This window comes from bacterium, assembly GCA_035527515.1.
Taxonomy (GTDB): Bacteria; B130-G9; B130-G9; order B130-G9; family B130-G9; genus B130-G9.
Genome location: DATLAJ010000101.1, coordinates 1 through 17,566, shown reverse-complemented (window position 1 = coordinate 17,566; position 17,566 = coordinate 1). Strand labels below are relative to the sequence as shown.

The window sequence follows — 17,566 nt, the reverse complement described above, 5'->3', positions numbered from 1 at the left end:
ATCGGCCAGCACGTCAACGTCACCTTCGAGGCATTTCCTGACGAGAAGGCGACTGGCAAGATAATCTGGGTCTCACCAGTCGGGACCCAGGCGCAGGGTTCCTCGATCATCTCTTTCCCGGCCAAGATCAAGCTCGACGAGGCGTGCAAGTTCGCAAAACCAGGGATGTCTTGTGACATAGACATAATAATCTCCGAGAAGAAGTCCGTGCTGCGGGTGCTGCTCGAGTCGGTTGCGACCGAAGAGGAGGAAGATGAGGAGGTCGAGGAGGCCAACAGGGACAAGGAGACCAAATACGTCTATGTCAAGACGGGTGAAACTTATCAGAAGCATGAAGTAAAGATCGGCGAGAGTAACGAGAAGTTCGGCGAGGCGCTCTCTGGCCTCAAGGAGGGCGACGAGGTCGTAACCGACATCGACGCGTATGAGGCTGCCCAAGAGGAGAAAGAAAGCGAGAAGGGGCCGGCTGGCAAGGGCAAGAAGAAACAAAAGCCGAAACGAGGCAGACACATAAGGCTCTGATGTGCCGCGCAACGTCTCCTCGCAAGACAATGAGCTCAAGTCTGGGATGTTTCTTAAGAACTGCTACTAGTATCGCCTCGAGTCGCTTTTCGCGCAGCGCGTTCGTTGTCGGGGTGTCAGTTGTCGTTGTGGCCTTAATTCAGGCCTTCAGCGGGGCGTTGCCCTTGGACAGGATGCGGATAAGGGGTGTGGACCCGGTCGAATACTACGTCTATTTGCCGTCGCTCTTCTTTGACAAAGACGTGGACTTCTTCAACGAGTTCTTTCACTTCGCGCCGGGGAGATTGCAGAGGCAGTGGTGCGAGACGGCGACCGGCCACATGGAGGAACCCGCACGGGATTGGGATGGCAATCGCGCAGGCGCCGTTCTATCTAACGGCTTATCTGATTCTCGCCGGTAAGAGTGGACATTTCCCCCTGCCGATTTCCTACAAGTACGACCCTCTGTTCGAGCAAGCTTGGTACATCGGCAACATCTTCTGGTTTGCGTTCGCGACGTTTCTGATGGCAATCTGGCTCAGTCGCGCCTGCGCCGTCAAGCACGCTCTTTCGGTGTCCGTCTTTTTCTTCTTTGCGACGCCAATGCTCTACTACACCTTCCCGATCGTTCCGATGGCGCACGGCGTAAGCCTGGCCGCCATTCTTCTCCTGCTGATATGCGTGGCCAACTTTGAGAAGACAGCGAGGCTTCGGTGGTGCCTCCTAGCTGGCGTGTGCCTCGGCTTTGTGGTCTCGGTCCGAACGGCCAATTTAGTGTTTCTTGCTTACTTGGCGCCTCATTTGTTCCTCATTATTCGCAGCCGGACGCAAACTGCGCATTCGAGGGATTCGCAAACTTGGCGGCGATGGCTCAAAGCCCCGGGGCTGGCCGGGCTGGGTGTGCTGCTAGGGTTCTTGCCTCAGCTAGTGGTGTGGGAAAGGGTGTTCGGCAGACTGATCGTGAACCCTAATGCGGGCGAGTTCGTGCTTACACCGGCCAATTTTCTTAAGGTGGCATTCTCCAGTAAGCACGGTTTCTTAACCTGGCACCCGATTCTGTTGATCGGCCTGATTGGGTTGTCTGTGGCCGCGCTCAAGAAGCCTCGCCGATCGGTCGCCCTCTCTGGGCTTCTCGGAGTCCTTTGCTTATGGGTCCTAATCAGCACCATCCATAACTGGTCGGGCGGCTGGTCGTTCGGACACAGAGTCTTCATTGAAGCCTACGCGTTTTTCGCTCTGGGCACAGGGGTGCTCGTCGATGCGGCGCTCAAATCAAAGGCCAAAAGTAAGCGTCTGGTTGTGTTAGTTGTCGCGGTGGCTGCCATCCTGTGGAATGTTCTGTTCATGATTCAATACAAGGCCGGCCTGATACCGCGCGATGCTAAGCTGACATTTCATCAGTATCTCGGCCAGAAACTTGAGATTCTATGGGCCGTACTGACCGGGGAGCCGGTTTTGCCTGGATAACGCCTCCATCTCAGGAAAGAGCGTGGCCCGTTGAGATGCAGTTCGCTACTGGGCTTTCGTCCGTTTCCGGTCTTGCGGAAACTCCTCTTCGGCCAGCGTTGACATCACAGCGGGCCGTGCTTATCGTGAACCCATATTTGAGATTCACGACAGTTAAACGGCGGGTGTTCATGGACCGACACAGCCTGGCCAGGCGAGTTCTGATTCGGACGGCTATCGATCCGGCCCTCAGGTTCTTGGGCGTTTCGAGACTGGTGCGCAGTCCTGCGGAGTTCGCTCTGGAACTAACCAACCACTGTAATCTCTCGTGCGTTATGTGTTTTAGGGAGAAGATGACCCGGCCCAAGGCGTTTATGGATGTGAAACTTGCCCGGCGCGTGGTGGATGAGCTGAGAGCCTTTCCCAAAACACCCTTTCTCCCCCAGGGCTTTGGAGAGTCCCTGCTGCATCCTGAGTTTGTCGATTTGCTGAGCTATGCTCGAAGCGTTCTGCCCAATCCCATCGCGGTTATCAGCAACGGGACGCTACTCGTAAAGGAGATGGCGAGGAAAATCGTTGAGGGCGAGCTCGCCGATGTTGTTGTCATAAGCGTCGAGTCGACAGAGAAAACTGCGTACGAGTCGATCCGCAGGAAAGGCAACTTCGAGCAGCTGAACGCCAACGTAACGAACTTGTTGATGATCAAACGTTCGCTTGGCAAGACCAAACCTTCTGTCTGTATCCGCGGCGTGGTTTCAGGCAACGGTGCTTTGACAGTTGAGGCGCTTAGGAACAAGTGGGGAGACCTATTGTCCGACAACGATTGTGTGGCAGTTAACGAATTCCGCAGCTGGGTGGGCGCAGTAGATGGCGAAGTGCTTGGAGATGTGCCTGCTGAACCAGCAAGGAAAGAACGGCGACTTGCCTGTAGGCAGTTGTTCAAGACGTTCATGGTAGGGGTGGACGGCAACGTGACCCCGTGTTGTTATGACTACAACTTCTCGCTTTGCATCGGTAATGTGAACGAGACCAGTCTGCGCGATATATGGATGGGAGGCAAGCTTGCGGCGCTAAGAAACCTTCATCTTCAAGGAAGGTTCTCGGAAGCCCCGTTGTGCAAAGACTGTCAAGATTGGGAGTGAGGCGAGTTATATGGGATAGAGGACCTCGGTTATCGTATATCGGCCGCTGACTCGGGGGCCGGGCGAACGCCATGAACGCGATCACACCCGCGAAGGCAGGATCACGAAAGCAGACACTGATTGCCTGCGCCGCTATCGTCATCGTCTCAACCCTCATGCTCACCTACGAGATCGACGAGCCGTTCTGGGGGCTTCAGGATTTCAACTGCGTCATCCAATCGATTGCCGCCCGGAACTTCCTCAAGTATGGTCTGATAGCCACAAGGTTCATGCCTGCAACGAACACGGGCGACGTTCGCAATGGCAAATTCGACCTCTATGTCCATCATCCTCCCCTGATTGCGTATCCTCTTGCTGCGTTTTACTGTCTATTCGGTGAGACAGAATGGGTGGGGAGGTTATTCTTTGTGCTCTGCGCAATCGGCAGCGCTTTGCTGGTGTTTCTTATAGGGAAGATGTACCTCAGGCAACTTGACGCCCTTCTTTGTGCTCTTGTTTTCTCGCTATTGCCGTGCATCGGTTACTTCGGCAGAATGATCAATTATGAGAGCCCCGGCCTTTTGTTCGCTCTCTTTGCTTTCTGGAGTTACTGCCGTTTCCTCAAAAGTCGCAGAAAAGTCGCCCTTGCCCTACTTTAGGTCTCAAACTTCCTGGGGCTTCTAACCTGCTGGCAGGATTATATTCTGTCGTTCGCGATAGCGTTTCACTACCTTGTCTGGGGCAGGAGGCCCGGTGAGTCGAGGCGCAGTATCCTACTCCTGCCGGTGTCAACGATAGTGGTCTTCGCTATCTATTTCGGCTATGTGCTTCATCTTGTAGGAGGTCTTTCGAGCGAGGCTTTTGGCGGATCACTTACCTGGATAATTGGACTCAGGATCGGCACCCAGATAGGCCCCGGGACCCATTTTTCGATGCTTGAGTTTTTGAGCGCGGAGCTGGACGCACTTCAGAGGCTGTTCACGCCGCTTATGACATTCGGCGCAGCTGCCTGGCTCATTATCCTCGTTGTAGAGCGTATCAAGGGCAGACACAAAGGGGAACACTTCGACAGGCTCATCCTCGCCCTTCTGATGTATGGGGCTACCTATATCCTGATATTCAGACAACCCGCGTACCTGCATGACTATATGGTCTATTACATGGCTCCTGCGGTTGCCTACGGCGGCGTTGTTGCAGCACGTTACGTTATTGAAAGCTGTCTCGCACCGAAGCGCTGGGTTAGAGGCATCGCTGTTGTGATCCTGGGTTACGTGTTTCTTTTCGCGGGCCTTCCCAAGTTCTTCGAACTGCATCGCAACCCGCCTCGAGATGACTGGATCGATCTAGGCAAATACCTAGCGCAGCATACTGACCCGGACGAGGCGGTCATTGTTTCCTGGCGAGATGGGCAGATTTATACCGAATACTACAGCGATCGAGAAATACTGCGGAATGTCACAACGGTGGGACAGTTCCAACGCGCCTTGGAACGGGCGCACAATAAGGTTGTGGTCTGTATGGACTACGCTGAACCAAGGGCCTCAGAAGAGCTGGTTGAGTCTTGCTGGGGCGCTACGTCGATATGCCTATTGGGGTCAACAACAGGCGCTTCATTGCTTATGTTTTAAGTACCCCCAGAAAGTGCCGACAAGAAACTTCTGCTCGTGAATCCCCGCGTTAGGCGTTAGATGTCTAGCTAAACCGATGGGTGGACGAGATGAACAGGCGTGACTGTTGATCGGTTTGATGCCGACCAATCCCAGCCTAACTGGCAATGCCTGGCCATGCACTGGTAACACGTGCAACGCGGGGGCGAGCCCGAAGGTTCGCCCCTTGAAAGCTATCTCATCAGCTCGCACTCAGACGCCGCAGCTCTCGCGGCGCAGGAGGTCGTCCCATTGCTTGTCGATCGATGCCTGGAACTCCTCAATTATGTGCTCGTTGCCTGGCTTCATCAGGTGGGCATATCTTCCCTGCATCTTCAACCATTCAACTATCGGCACCTTCTCCTTCGGCTTGTAGGTGATCTTCCACTTGTCATCGACCACCTCAAAAAGGGGCCAGAACCGCGTCTCTACGGCCATCTTAAGAACCTCTAACGATCTGTTCATCGGAAGCCGCCAGCCGCGATGGCACGTTGACAGAACGTTCAAGAAAGCCGGACCATCCGCCGCATAAGCCTTCTGTGCCTTCGAGAAAACGTCCCGCCAATCGTGAGGCGAACACTGTGCCACGTAGGGGATATGGTGCGCCGCAATGATCGCGGTCAGGTCCTTCCTGTGCTCGGGCTTGCCCGGTATCAGCTTGCCGGCTGGGCAAGTGGTCGTGTCTGCCCTAAACGGCGTCGCGCCGGAGCGCTGGATGCCCGTGTTCATGTAGGCCTCGTTGTCGTAGCAGACGAAGACGAACTTGTGTCTTCGCTCAAGCGCTCCAGAGATGGCCTGTAGCCCAATGTCATAGGTCCCACCATCGCCAGCAAAGGCCACAAAGTTCACATCCTTGTCGTATTTGCCCTGCTTCTTTAGCGCGCGATACATCGTCTCAACGCCGCTCATCGTGGATGCGGCGTTCTCGAAGGCGTTGTGTATCCAGGGAACTGTCCAAGCAGTATAGGGATAGATTGTCGTGGCCACCTCCAGGCAGCCAGTCGCATTCGCGACGATGACCGGCTTGTCGGACGCAAGGATGACTTGCTTCACCACGATGCTCGCCACACAGCCCGCACAGAGACGATGCCCGGGCGCAAGGCCAGGGTTGCGGTGAGTTAACTCTTTTAGCGTAACCATTTATATTCCTCCTCGATCAATCAATTTCTGACCGTGATGTAATCAAACACCTGCTCAACCTTGCCCGTCCTTGCAATCTTCTGAAGCTCCTCGAAGACGTTAGCTACGTCCTCGGTATTCAAGTCGCGTCCACCAAGGCCATACACGAACTGGATCGCCTTCGGCACCGTTGGCAGGTTGCAGATTGCCGAACGAACCTCGTGAGCAACTGGCCCGCCCTGGGCCCCGAACGAATCGGACCTGTCCAGAATCGCGACCGCTTTGCAGTGCCCGAGGCGTTGTGCGACGAGCTCCGACGGGAAGGGTCTAAACATTCTGATCTTCAAAAGGCCCGCCTTGACGCCTTTCTCACGCATCATATCGACGACTGCTCTCGTCGTGCCTGCCGCCGAGTTCAGGACGACTATCGCGACCTCGGCGTCGTCGAGCTTGTAGCCCTCGACGAGGCCATACTTCCGGCCGGTCAGCGCCTCGAACCTCTTGGCCGCACCAAGCAGAGCATCCGGCACGAACTTCATCGCCTCGTGCTGCTGCCTCTTGTGCTCAATGTAGAAATCGTTCAGGTCAAGTGGCCCGAAGGTCTTCGGATGCTCCAGGTCCAGAAGCGGATACGCGGGCATGTATTCGCCGATGAAGTCCTTCACCAGATTGTCGTCAAGCAGCTCCACGCGCTCGATCGAGTGGCTAATGATAAACCCATCAACGCAGACCATCACCGGCAGCAGAATGTCCCTATTCTCGGAGACCGTAACAGCCTGCACTATATTGTCATAGGCCTCCTGAGCATTCTCCGAGTAGAGCTGTATCCACCCCGTATCTCTGGCTCCCATCGAATCAGAGTGGTCGCAGTGGATATTGATCGGAGCGCTCATGGCTCTGTTCACAACCGTCATTACCATCGGCAGACGATTGCCAGATGCACAGTAGAGTATCTCCCACATCAGCGCCAAGCCGTTGGCGGAGGTTGCTGTCATCACCCTGCCGCCCGCCGCCGCTGCGCCAACGCAAGCGCTCATCGCGCTGTGTTCGCTCTCGACGGTTATCATCTCGGTCTTGACTACACCATCGTTCACAAATCCCGAGAACGTCTGCACTACCTCCGTCTGAGGCGTAATCGGGTATGCGGCCACGACGTCAGGTTCAATCTGACGCATGGCCTCGGCAACTGCCTCGTTGCCCGTATATGCAACTACTCGTGGCATTTATTTTTCCTCCCCAATAGACTTGGCATCTATCACGTTTCCTCAATTTCCATCGTTATCGCTTTGACTTTCGCGGGGCAAACGGAAGCGCAAATGCCACAGCCCTTGCAGTGGAAATAGTCGATGCCGACCATCTTCTCGTCCTTCACCGTGATCGACATGTCGGGACAGTATATCCAACACTGCAAGCAGTGGATGCACTTGTTAGGGTCCCACACTGGCTTGCTGGACCGCCAAGTCCCCGTCTCATACTTAACGGAGTTGCCAGCCTCAAGTATCATCCCGCCAATCGGTATATCTCTCCAGCCTGGAAGCTCGTCGCTCATTCTCCCTTGACCTCCTCATAGCCCCTTTGGACCATCTTAAGATTCGCAGTAACTACCTTCTCAGAGAATTTCTTGCCCAACCGGCGCTTGATCGCACCTGTCACCGTCTCAACGCTGACCTGCCCCGACACCTTTGACAGCGCACCCAGCATCGGCGTGTTCGGCAAGGGCCGGCCCAGCTCATCGCGCGAGATGCCCGTGGCATCCACCGTGAATATCTTGCCGCCCGCAATGCCCATCGTCTCCCGAACTTCTTTGGGTGATTTTACGGTATTGACCAGATACAGCGCGTCCTTATGAGCGCCTTTGGTCACGTCAACCCCACCGGTCAACAGTGAAGGATCGACAACCATCACGTAGCCAGGCGCCTTCACCGCGCAGTGGACGTAGATTGGCTCATCGCTGACCCGATTGTAGGCTGCAAGCGGTGCACCAGCTCGCTCAGGACCATACTCAGGGAACGCCTGAATGAACTTCTCCTCGGCAAGAGCCGCCTCAGCGAACAACTTGGCCGCGGTTACAGTCCCCTGGCCGCCTCGTCCGTGCCAGCGGAACTCCAAAATCTCAGCCATCGCTTTTCTCCTTTTATCGCAAACTACTAATCACAAACCTCCCCAACTATAGGCAAGGGGGAAAAGAACGAACGGGATTGTATTGGTGCGTTCAGCATCGGTCAACCCCAATGCGACAAATATTCCCTCAATAATCAACTCCTGCCTTGCAGCGACCCGTTCTCCGTAGTGCTACGAAGGATGAAAGCGCCGCTTCGCAGAGTAGTAATTGATCTGTGATGCGAGGTGACCATGCGGTTACAAGTTTCTGAGGCCGACTTTATCGCGCAGGGGCTTTTCCATTAAACGCGTCCGGCCATCCGCCGTGCGCATCAATCTTCGCATCAATCTCTGACATGACGCGGAGCGTCTCACGCAGAACCGCGACAACCTTCTGGAAGTGCTCGATGTCCTCGAGCGTCAGAGCTCGCTTGTGCCGCTTGCGCTCCTTCAGCCAGTGATGGAGCACCTGATAGCCGCCGATCCGAAACTCCCACACCTCGGGCGAGACGCCATCAAAGAACTCCGCCTCGATGCCCTTCTTGGGCTGTTTCTTATTGATATAAATCCGGCCACTTTCAAGCGGCCTGTCCTCGCCGGACCCTGTGTCGCCTGGCGGCCTGTAATCGACGCAGGTTACGTCGTGTTTGCCCGCAACGGGATAGCTCGTTCCCCAGAATGAGGCGCTGGCGAGGCGCTCGTCCCGCAAGAGGTGCAGATCAACCAGCTCCTGGCCCTTCTCGCAGAGCGCACGAAAGAGGTCAGCGTTTGACGTGAGCGGCACCCGCGGGAAGTCGATCTTAAGAAACTCCGCATAGCGCGTGCGATATGTCGGCGAGTGAAACACGCCGTAGATATATGCGAAGACATCCTCCGGCCCGAACGTCTTCTCCAGATCGCCCCGCCCGTCGGGGAGGAAACTCATCCTCAGGCGTGTTGAGATGTCCGCGATGAATTGGGGACCATAGTTTGACGTCCGCCCCTCGGCCGAATAATCACCATAATTCCTCGGTTTATCAGCCGGTACAGCCGATTTGGGATAAAGGTAGATGGGGAGGACGTAGCCGATTTCTTTTGTTTTATTCGATATCGCACATGACTCTATCGCGGTGTCCGCAACTCCAACCAGACCCCACCGAGCACTCCGCTCTGAATGCTGCCGGCACGCGATCAGTCCCACATTTGGCCCGGCGACCATGTGCAGCATGACCTCGGGTCGGGGTCTGCATATAAAGCCACGAGAGCGGCCGGTGAAGTATGTGTAGCGAGTGTCAAACGGACGGTAAAGAACTGGCAAGACGAGCTTCTGATGGGGGCCTCCATCGTTGGCATCCTGCTGAGCCATCTTTACCTTCCAGTCCTGGGCATCCGGGCCCAGCCCGAAGCGACTCCTGGCCTTTTCTGGCTCCATTTCTGCAAAGGTCTGAACAACTGTCCACATCTCTGATTCCGTGAACTGAATCGCTAACGAATCGCGAGCGGTAACGATGCCGACGGAGTTCAGCGGCATTGCGTCGGTTATCTTCCAACCAGCCCCATATTCGGCCTCCAGTCTTATATCCCTGGGGACAAACCAGTAGGAAGGCGTCTTGGGCTCAAGATGCGTCCAACCGGTGTCTGACGCTGCGTGTCCACTGAGCCAGTCGTATTTCTTCTGCCGCTCGCCCCATAGATCGGCGTGGGATACGTTCGCAGTCATTCCGGTCTCCACTCCGTCTCTGGGATTTCCGCATTTGTGAGGATGTTATGCAGCGTCGCGATCGGCAGCTTTCGTCCGCGATGCTCAGGGACAATGACTTGCAGTCCGGACGCGGGATGGCGCCACTTCCGGTGACTGCCTCTCTGCGAGACCAGCTGATATCCACGGCGCTTGAGTAGTAACTCGACCTCCCTGGACGTCATTGGGCCGCTGCGCTGGCTCATCCAACGACTACTTCGCGGGAGAGCAAGCCTTCGGGCAACTGAAGTGGAGAAGGCTCCAGATATAGCTCTATTGCCTCGCGAATGTTCTTAAGTGCTTCGTCTTCAGTTTCACCAGCGGATGCGCAGCCAGGAAGCTCCGGACACCAGACTGCCCAGTCACCCGTCTCAACGTCCCTTTCAAGGATTACGCGCCATTTCATTTCTGTCTCCTCTCAAATCTATTGCGTGTGCTTAACCATAATGCTGATAGCAACGCCCTGTTGAATCTCGAACACATTCTCATCCTTGGAGCTGTCCGGAGCAACCTCCTTCTTCTTGACGTTGCCATGAAGGTCGAGGAGGTATATCTCGTCAAACGCCTGCATCAGGCTCTGCCTCATGCCTCGGAACGTTGGATTGTCCAGATACCCGTGATTCGTGATCATCGAGACGATGCCGTGTCCGGTCTTTTCAATGCGCCACTGTGCGAAGCGCAAAAACTTCACGTAATCGTCCTGAAGCCACTTAGGATTGCGCTCGCCGAGCGGCTTACCGTCAACCTTCCTGTAGTCCTCGATCAGCTCGCCGATCCACGTTTTGCCCCACTTTCCGGTTTCCCGGTCCTTCACCTTGCTGGGGTTCATCGAATGGCCCGAATACGGCGGATTGCCGATGATGACCATAATGGGCTTCTCGGCCTTTATCTCATTTGCAGCCTTTCCCTCGTCCGCCAGAGTCTTTGCGAAGCCGACGGCCAGTAGGTTCGACACCTTAGCCGCCTGCTCCAGTGTGTTCGTCAGGTAGATGTGGAGGCGCTCGTGCTCGACGAATTCATAGCCCAGTTCCTCAAGCAACATGCCGACCTTCAGATGGGCGATGGCATAAGGGGCCATGAGTATCTCGAAGCCAAAGAGCCGCGGCAGCAGATTGTTGCGCACGAAATCCGCCCAAGTGCCCTTCTGCCCTCTTTCCACAATAACCTTATGGAGATGCTTGATGACGCCCGTGAGGAATGTGCCCGTCCCAACCGCCGGATCGAGTATCATGACCGACTTATCGGCGAGGCCATCCGGCCTTCCGAACTTCTCCTTAAGAAGAGAATCGACGGAGCGCACGATGTAGGAGACTACCGGCTCCGGGGTGTAATAGACGCCTCTCATCTCCCTGATCTTGGGATCATATTTCTTGAGGAACGTCTCATAGAAATGGACTATCGGGTCCTCTATCCCTGCTTTCTTGCCCATGTCCTGGGCGATCGCACGCATATCCGAGGCGCCGAGCAGGTCGGCGATGTCTGATGTGTGCCACATCCAACTGGGGTCCAACATGTCCTCGTCGGCAAGCTGCTTGAATAGACTTCGCAGCAGCGGATTCGCTCTCGGCACGAGATGCGCTGCGCTCGAAAGCGAGAAACCATTCGTGAGCGTGTCCAGACGTCCCGGCCGGACTGACTGGTATCTTGCGGCGAAAAGTCCATAAGCAACGGTCTGGGCGTACATATCCGCGAACTCTTCTTCAGATAGGTCGTGAACCAGGACCAGCTTGAACGCATCGAACAGGCGTCGAAGCTCGTCGCTGAATCGGCCCTGCTGGTTCCGGGACTTCAGTATCGCGTCACGCATCAGGTGCGTCCGCCAGGCCATCTGTTCCGCGAGGTCCTCCGCCGTTCCGACGCCCGGCAGAACCGTGGCCAAGAAGGTGGCCAAAAGAACTCGAAGCGACTCGGCGGCAAATTCGTCAACAGGAGCGTCCGATTGAGGCTGGAAGACGGAACAGAGGGTAACGCGCTGCGTCTGACTGCCGTCCCGAATGAGCCGGAACTCGAGGTAGTTCGTGAGCATCAGATTTGGCAGCTGCTTGTAACGATCCAGCTGGTCGGTGCCCATCACGGCGTCAAGGTCTGCACCGAGTGCCTTCGTCTCGATGTAGCCCACCTGCGAATGGCCTCGTATGACCTTGAAATCTGGCACCCCAAACGCCTTGCGCCTCGGCTCGGTGATGAACGTTGCCCTCGCCTCCGTCTGAAGGGCTTTCGAGGCAGACTCCAGGAATCTCTGAAAGACAGGCCGCAAGCTCAGCTCATCCGTCGTGTCGGAGCGTCCTGAAAGCGTCCTCAGCCGCTTGAGATACTCGGCCAGAACGTCGCCAAATGTCTTGTTCTTTCGCGCCATGTAATCCCTATGCATCAAATGCCCAGCAGGCGGTCATGTTGATCTTGGCACAACCTAAACGGCATCCGACAATATACACGTTGTGCTGGGGCGTGCAAACAACCCGAGGCCGGGGACATGGCGTCCTTCACTCCTCATAGGTGGATGCGGGGGTCGAGGAAAGTGTATGCAACGTCGGTGAGGAGATTCGCGAGGACGTAAGTAACGGCGATAACGAGCACGCAGCCCTGCACCTGCGGGTAATCCCGGAGGGCGATCGAGTGCACCATGAGCGAGCCGATGCCCTCCCAGGAGAAGATGGTCTCTGTGATGATCGCGCCAGTTAGAAGGGCTCCCAACTGAAGGCCCAAGACCGTTACCACGGGCGTGAGAGCGTTGCGAAGTGCATGTTTTAGAACGACCTTCCACTCGGGAAGACCTTTGGCTCTAGCTGTCCGAACGTAATCCGAGCCTAGCGCCTCAATCATCTGCGATCTGGTCATCCGGGCTAGAACCGCCGACATGCCCAGCCCCAGCGTAACGGCCGGCAGAATGAGATGCTCAATACCGCCGCGCCCTGAAACCGGCAACAGGTTGAGCTTGACCGAGAAGACGACTATCAACACCAGCCCCAGAAAGAAGTTCGGGACTGATACGCCCAGAACAGATAACAGCATCGAGGTGCGGTCGAGCCAGGTGTTGGGTCTCATTGCTGCGAGGACCCCGGTCGGGATGGCGAACACGATGGCGAACAGCATCGCTGCCAGAGCGAGCGTGAGCGTGGCCAGATAGCGGTCAAGTATTCGGTTCAGCACCGGCTCCTTCGTCCATACAGACTGGCCGAGGTCCAGGTGCGCAAGACCCACGAGGTAGCTCCAGTACTGGGTCCCAAGCGGCCTGTCGAGGCCCAGCTCGTGCCTGAGCGCCTCAACGTCGCCGGGCTCAGCGGATTCGCCGATCATTAGAGCCGCTGGATCACCCGGGACAAGGTGTATCAGAAAGAAGACAACCGTGCATACGCAGAAGACTGTAACAGGAAACAGGGCCAGTCTGTTCACCAACGCCTGGTGCCTCATCTGCCCGGGGTGAGCCTCGCAGAGGCAAAGGACTTGAAGTCCCCGGACGGGTATAGCTCGAAGCCCTCGAGCCGGCTCGTCATGATCGCTACGTTGTCAGGAAACCACAACGGGATATATGGCAGCTCGTTAGCGATGATCTTCTGCACATTGCTGTATATTTCATACCTTTTCTTAAAGCTGAGCTCCGTTCGGCCCTGCTCGGTCAGCTTGTCGATCTCGGCGTTCTTGAAGTGTCCGCGGTTGACCCCGTGCGGGGGCACGCTCTTGGAATGGAACGCGTCGTAGAAGAAGTCCGGGTCCGAGATACCCACCCACGTGAGTGAATAGACATCGAAATTGCCGCTGATAACGTCGCTGTAAAACGTGGCCCACTCGAACGACTTGATCTCTACCCTGATGCCAACCTCTGCCAGCTGCTGCTGCACTATCTGCGCCACCTGATTTGCACGCTGGTCCTTCGAGGTCTTGAACGTTATACCGAAGCGGCGCCCGGTCGCGGACTCGAGCGGGAAACCAGCCCGGTCGAGCATCGAGCTCGCTCGCTTGGTGTCGAAAGCATAGCTCTTAAGGTCAGGCACATAGAACGTGTTGCTGGGACACAAAAGCCCGGTCGCTGGTGTCGCCTGGCCGAGCAAGAGGTGGTCAATGATTGCACGCCGGTCGATGGCTCGCGCTATCGCCTCCCTCACCTCACGGATCGAGAGAATCGGGTGTTTCAAGTTGATGCCGAGATACTTGAAAGTGCTGCTGGGAGCTCTTAAAACCCTGAACCGAGGGTCGTGCTCGAACGTCCGGATGAGCTCCGGCGGGACGTCATTCTGGACGAAATCGACAGAGCCCTTCCTGAGTTCCAGCAGCCGCGTCGAGGTGTCGGGCACAACCTTGCAGAGAATCCGCACGATAGCGGGCCGCCCTCGGAAATACCTTTCGTTCCGAATCAGCCTGATGCTCGCGCCCTTCTCCCATTTCGCGAGCTCAAACGGGCCAGTCCCAACCGGTTTCGAGCCGAATTGCACCCCTGTCTCGTCAGCATATCGCTTCGGCACGATGCCCATCTTCAAGCACTCCAGAAAGCTCGCCTGAGGCTCCTTCAACCAAATCGTGACAGAATAGCGGCCTGTGGCCTCGATCATCGCGACGTTCTTGAACGAGGCGCGTTTCCGTGACCCGAGCGCGGGGTCAAGGACGGACTCCAAGGTGAACTTGACGTCCTCAGAGGTCAGCTCCTCCCCGTGTGAGAAGTGAACGCCCTTGCGCAGCCCAATCTCGTAGCGAGTGCCGTTCTTAACCTCGTAGTGGTCGGCGAGGTCAGGCGCTAGATGTCCCTTTTGATCGGTGCAGAATAGCCCGTTGAAAAGAAGATCAATAACACGGCTGGAGATAGCATCAGTGGCGAGCCTCGGGTCGAGCGACGTCGCATCCGACTGGATCGCGATTACGAGCTGATTCTCGTTGCTATCGCGCCCCGTGTCTGAACCGCAGCCAACGCAGGTGCAGATACAGAGCGCAAGCGCGGCAATGACCGATGTGCGGCGCAATCTCAACCCCGGCCGGTCGCCGACTGTCCGTTAATCATTTGCCCGCTTGGGCTCGGGTTTTTTGGGCTCCTCCTTCGGGGGATTCACCTTCTTGGGCTTCGATTTCGGTTTCTTCTTTTTCGGTTTGTCTTTTTTAGGTTCAGCTTTCTCAGGCTTCGACCTACGTGGCTTTGGCACGATCGTAGTCCTATCCTTATGCCTGGGGAAAGGCCTCGGGGCGAAGATGTCGCCTCGCTGTGGCCTAGTAGGGGTGAGCGCCGGCCTGGGCACGTAGAGACGCTGCTTGTCCACACGGTAGTAGCCCTGTGTGATGCCCTTCGCCGGTCCCACTGTGGTCGGGACAACCTCAAACCTCTTGATTGGCCCCCGCGCTAGTTTCCTCTGATGCTCGGCCGAGGGGGCAGACAGCTTCGCCATTGTTGTCCCGTCCAGCGCGAGCAGAGCGCCGCCTTTGACCTTCAGATGCTCTACTCTGGCAAACTTCGCCAGACCCACGGCCTCGAACTGGTCTCTGGGAACGATCGTTACAGGGCAATCCTTGACGTAGAAGTTGAATGAAACGCTGATCTCCGGTGGAGGTGGAGCAGGGTGCCATGCCACGTACCCGGCCGACCAGTACCACGTAACATGGGCGGGTGCCCAGACGTATCCAGGTATCCAAACCCAGCCCCAGCGGTTGGTGTAAGCCCAATACCCGTAGTGGTAAGTTATCCACCCCCAGGGCTCGGACGAGACCCAAGTCCAGCCATAGTCCGTGAAGACCCATCGGCCACGGTAGTAGGGCGCCCATGTGACCCCCACGCTGAACGGCCGCCAGATGTAGCCAAAACCCACCACAAACTCCCAGTGCCCATACGGGGTGAGATCATCCTCATAGAGAAGCCAAGAGTGCCCGGATGGGGTCTCGTCATCGTAGTAATCACTGGTCGGTCCGGCGTAGGACGCATAAGCGCTGCTTGCCACGTAGAACGGCTGCTCGCTGAAAGCAAATCTATACCCCTGGACGGCCGCTCGCGCTCGAGAGAGGACAAGGTCGGCCCCCTGGGATGAGTTCGAGGCGCTCCTCTGGGCTATCTCCTCACGAAGCTGCGACCGCATTCTGGCTGAGTAGGCCTGAGAGGTCAGGCGACCGGCAGAGGCTTCAGTAAACTCGTTGGTGAGGCGCACGCTGGAGCTTCCGGCGAGACTCCAGCCCGAAAAGGCCCCAGCGTCCCACAATTTCGGGGCGTAAAACTCACTGAAGCTGTAAGCCCACGACGGGTCCTCCGAGGCGACGGCCACGAATCTCGCCCAGCCAGTTTCTGATGGCGCCCGCTGACGGTATCCCTCCTCAGGCACCCTCAGAGCACTGTGAGGCTCGAGCATGTTGAACGGATGGCTCTGATTCGGGAAAGCGAGCTGGACCTTGCCCTCTGGAGAGACCACGAAGACAAACGCATAACAGCTTGCGTCGGCCTCGAGCAGAAACTCCGCGTCCTCTCTTTGAAAACAGACGACGTTGCCGTCGAGAATGGACCCATTTGAGACGGTCATCCTGACTTGCGTGAGCTGCGCCAAACAGGGCACAGAAAGGACTGTCACCATCACGGCGGCCAGGACAGCAAATGGTATCATCTTTGACCTTATCATCGACTTTCTCCCCGTAGGATACATGTCTCAAAAAACAAAGCTGCCAAGAACATCGCTTCAATTAAATGATGCCTCACACAGGTAAACAAGTCAAGGCAGGTCGCGACCCGCAAAAAACAGATTGACCGTGTGGCTGTCAGTGTAGGATGGCCTTTCTAGGCTGTCCCGTAAGTCGGGTCGGAGGTTGTGTAGGGGCGGGGCTTGTCTCCGCCCATCTATATATTCGGGCAGACACAAGGCCTGCCCCTACATGTGGCATACCCCGCTGCGCCATCCCCGTTGAAACCGACTTATGGGACAGCCTGTTCTAGGTTGTCCCGAAGGCTTCTCGGTAGGGCAGCACAGAGAGCCTCATTGTATCCAGTTGGGGCAAAGTATGGGGTTCCTTGACATGGCAATTTGCAGGAGGGAGGATCGCCTCATTACCTAAAAACCTAGGAGCAGGATACATGGATAACGTGTTTGAGTGGTGTCGCGGCCTTCGTGCCCTTGTGCTTGGCTGTTTGATCACTGCCGTAATGTCATCGGCGGCCTTTGGCCAGCAGGAGTATCCACATCGCCGGTTTCCGATACTTTTCTCCGAGAACAAGGGGCCCTCGGTCTTTGGCATAAATGTTGCCCCGTGGTCGATGCGTGACGCCGTCAAGAACGACGTGCGTATCGCTTGGGATTTCACGTATCGGGCGGGTCTGAAGTGGGTAAAGCTCTCGCATTGGGGCAACAAGGGCTCCTGGGACTGGGTGGAGCTGATGCCGGGGCAGTATCACTTCCACGATGACGTCATCGGGGCGAATATCGACGACGCGGTCGCTCACGGGATGCAGGTCGTTTTCAATTTGGCTTATGGGAACTCGCTTTACGGCAAGCACCCGGAGTGGGACGACAACATCTGCGTCGAGGACCCGTCCCACCAGGATTTCGGGCCCTGCACGAGGCTCTATGTGCCCACAGACGACTCAACATTCAAGAGCTTCTCGCACGCTTTCGCAAGATACTGCGAGGAGATGGTGCTTCACTACGGCGACAGGGTCAAGTATTGGGAGGTCTGGTGTGAGCCGGACTTCGGCAGCTGCGACCGCACTGATGTCAACTTCTGGTCGCCTCACCCCAACCCGCCGCAATATGCACTCCTTCTGTTTGAGGCGGCCAACGCGATCAAATCCGCCGATCAGGATGCGAGAGTCTGCTTCGCGGGCCTTGTTGGCATGGACAAAGCGTTCCTTGCTCAGTGTTTTGAGATATTGAACGCCATGGGGGAAGAGATCGGCGAGGGGGACTGGGTCTGCAAAAACGTGGACATCATCTCGATTGACCCGTTTCGACATGAGAAACACG

Annotated in this window: 18 protein-coding genes; 7 read left to right on the top strand and 11 right to left on the bottom strand. The window is 56.4% G+C overall.

Translation table 11 applies throughout. The features are described from left to right. The 6 genes from VM163_07595 to VM163_07570 form a co-directional block, all read left to right on the top strand. Positions 1 to 522, top strand: a 522-nt coding sequence (locus tag VM163_07595) for a hypothetical protein (protein HUT03737.1), incomplete at its 5' end; no start/stop codon positions are given. A gap of 29 nt (positions 523 to 551) precedes the next feature. Continuing rightward, a complete protein-coding gene (locus tag VM163_07590; GenBank protein HUT03736.1) occupies positions 552 to 923 on the top strand; it encodes a hypothetical protein in 372 nt (123 codons plus the stop codon). Next, entirely contained in the window at positions 868 to 1,968 is a 1,101-nt protein-coding gene (locus VM163_07585) for a hypothetical protein (protein HUT03735.1), read from the top strand. Before VM163_07590 ends, VM163_07585 begins: the two co-directional genes overlap by 56 nt. After that, positions 1,929 to 3,089: a radical SAM protein gene (locus tag VM163_07580; GenBank protein ID HUT03734.1), complete on the top strand. Its 1,161-nt coding sequence runs from the start codon at positions 1,929 to 1,931 to the stop codon at positions 3,087 to 3,089. Before VM163_07585 ends, VM163_07580 begins: the two co-directional genes overlap by 40 nt. A 71-nt stretch (positions 3,090 to 3,160) precedes the next feature. Next, on the top strand, positions 3,161 to 3,727 hold the full coding sequence (locus tag VM163_07575; protein HUT03733.1) for a glycosyltransferase family 39 protein: 567 nt from the start codon (positions 3,161 to 3,163) through the stop codon (positions 3,725 to 3,727). A gap of 138 nt (positions 3,728 to 3,865) precedes the next feature. After that, on the top strand, positions 3,866 to 4,696 hold the full coding sequence (locus VM163_07570; protein ID HUT03732.1) for a hypothetical protein: 831 nt from the start codon (positions 3,866 to 3,868) through the stop codon (positions 4,694 to 4,696). A 231-nt stretch (positions 4,697 to 4,927) separates the two neighbouring features. Here the strand turns inward: VM163_07570 and VM163_07565 are convergent, their stop codons facing one another. From VM163_07565 to VM163_07515, 11 genes are all read right to left on the bottom strand, one after another. Further along, complete coding sequence (locus VM163_07565) at positions 4,928 to 5,854, bottom strand: thiamine pyrophosphate-dependent enzyme (GenBank protein HUT03731.1); 927 nt, start codon at positions 5,852 to 5,854, stop codon at positions 4,928 to 4,930. 20 nt (positions 5,855 to 5,874) lie between these two features. Continuing rightward, entirely contained in the window at positions 5,875 to 7,056 is a 1,182-nt protein-coding gene (porA, locus tag VM163_07560; GenBank protein HUT03730.1) for a pyruvate ferredoxin oxidoreductase, read from the bottom strand. 32 nt (positions 7,057 to 7,088) lie between these two features. Beyond that, complete coding sequence (locus VM163_07555; protein ID HUT03729.1) at positions 7,089 to 7,382, bottom strand: 4Fe-4S binding protein; 294 nt, start codon at positions 7,380 to 7,382, stop codon at positions 7,089 to 7,091. After that, positions 7,379 to 7,954 carry a 2-oxoacid:acceptor oxidoreductase family protein gene (locus VM163_07550; protein HUT03728.1) on the bottom strand — a complete coding sequence of 192 codons (576 nt, stop codon included), beginning with the start codon at positions 7,952 to 7,954 and terminating at the stop codon, positions 7,379 to 7,381. The genes VM163_07555 and VM163_07550 overlap by 4 nt, the downstream gene beginning before the upstream one ends. A gap of 259 nt (positions 7,955 to 8,213) precedes the next feature. Further along, positions 8,214 to 9,632, bottom strand: coding sequence for a type ISP restriction/modification enzyme (locus VM163_07545; protein HUT03727.1), 1,419 nt, complete (start codon positions 9,630 to 9,632; stop codon positions 8,214 to 8,216). Next, entirely contained in the window at positions 9,629 to 9,835 is a 207-nt protein-coding gene (locus tag VM163_07540; GenBank protein HUT03726.1) for a type II toxin-antitoxin system HicA family toxin, read from the bottom strand. Before VM163_07540 ends, VM163_07545 begins: the two co-directional genes overlap by 4 nt. A 17-nt stretch (positions 9,836 to 9,852) precedes the next feature. Beyond that, entirely contained in the window at positions 9,853 to 10,056 is a 204-nt protein-coding gene (locus VM163_07535; protein HUT03725.1) for a type II toxin-antitoxin system HicB family antitoxin, read from the bottom strand. 18 nt (positions 10,057 to 10,074) lie between these two features. Then, entirely contained in the window at positions 10,075 to 12,006 is a 1,932-nt protein-coding gene (locus tag VM163_07530; GenBank protein HUT03724.1) for an N-6 DNA methylase, read from the bottom strand. Between the two features lie 134 nt (positions 12,007 to 12,140). Then, positions 12,141 to 13,043 (bottom strand): nickel ABC transporter permease, encoded by a 903-nt coding sequence (nikB, locus tag VM163_07525; GenBank protein ID HUT03723.1) that lies wholly within the window; start codon positions 13,041 to 13,043, stop codon positions 12,141 to 12,143. Positions 13,044 to 13,057: 14 nt separating this feature from the next. Continuing rightward, positions 13,058 to 14,602, bottom strand: a complete 1,545-nt coding sequence (locus VM163_07520; GenBank protein ID HUT03722.1) for an ABC transporter substrate-binding protein — start codon at positions 14,600 to 14,602, stop codon at positions 13,058 to 13,060. Between the two features lie 30 nt (positions 14,603 to 14,632). Then, complete coding sequence (locus VM163_07515; protein HUT03721.1) at positions 14,633 to 16,231, bottom strand: DUF6600 domain-containing protein; 1,599 nt, start codon at positions 16,229 to 16,231, stop codon at positions 14,633 to 14,635. 449 nt (positions 16,232 to 16,680) lie between these two features. Here VM163_07515 and VM163_07510 point away from each other — a divergent pair. Next, positions 16,681 to 17,566, top strand: an 886-nt coding sequence (locus VM163_07510) for a hypothetical protein (protein HUT03720.1), incomplete at its 3' end; no start/stop codon positions are given.

What these genes read in the sequence shown, in the direction of transcription:
- VM163_07565 (HUT03731.1), bottom strand. Translation starts at nt 5,854, where the DNA reads ATGGTTACGCTAAAAGAGTTAACTCACCGCAACCCTGGCCTTGCGCCC.
- VM163_07545 (HUT03727.1), bottom strand. Translation starts at nt 9,632, where the DNA reads ATGACTGCGAACGTATCCCACGCCGATCTATGGGGCGAGCGGCAGAAG.
- VM163_07515 (HUT03721.1), bottom strand. Translation starts at nt 16,231, where the DNA reads ATGATAAGGTCAAAGATGATACCATTTGCTGTCCTGGCCGCCGTGATG.
- VM163_07555 (HUT03729.1), bottom strand. Translation starts at nt 7,382, where the DNA reads ATGAGCGACGAGCTTCCAGGCTGGAGAGATATACCGATTGGCGGGATG.
- VM163_07540 (HUT03726.1), bottom strand. Translation starts at nt 9,835, where the DNA reads ATGACGTCCAGGGAGGTCGAGTTACTACTCAAGCGCCGTGGATATCAG.
- VM163_07585 (HUT03735.1), top strand. Translation starts at nt 868, where the DNA reads ATGGCAATCGCGCAGGCGCCGTTCTATCTAACGGCTTATCTGATTCTC.
- VM163_07580 (HUT03734.1), top strand. Translation starts at nt 1,929, where the DNA reads ATGGGCCGTACTGACCGGGGAGCCGGTTTTGCCTGGATAACGCCTCCA.
- porA (HUT03730.1), bottom strand. Translation starts at nt 7,056, where the DNA reads ATGCCACGAGTAGTTGCATATACGGGCAACGAGGCAGTTGCCGAGGCC.
- VM163_07590 (HUT03736.1), top strand. Translation starts at nt 552, where the DNA reads ATGAGCTCAAGTCTGGGATGTTTCTTAAGAACTGCTACTAGTATCGCC.
- VM163_07530 (HUT03724.1), bottom strand. Translation starts at nt 12,006, where the DNA reads ATGGCGCGAAAGAACAAGACATTTGGCGACGTTCTGGCCGAGTATCTC.
- VM163_07575 (HUT03733.1), top strand. Translation starts at nt 3,161, where the DNA reads ATGAACGCGATCACACCCGCGAAGGCAGGATCACGAAAGCAGACACTG.
- VM163_07535 (HUT03725.1), bottom strand. Translation starts at nt 10,056, where the DNA reads ATGAAATGGCGCGTAATCCTTGAAAGGGACGTTGAGACGGGTGACTGG.
- VM163_07550 (HUT03728.1), bottom strand. Translation starts at nt 7,954, where the DNA reads ATGGCTGAGATTTTGGAGTTCCGCTGGCACGGACGAGGCGGCCAGGGG.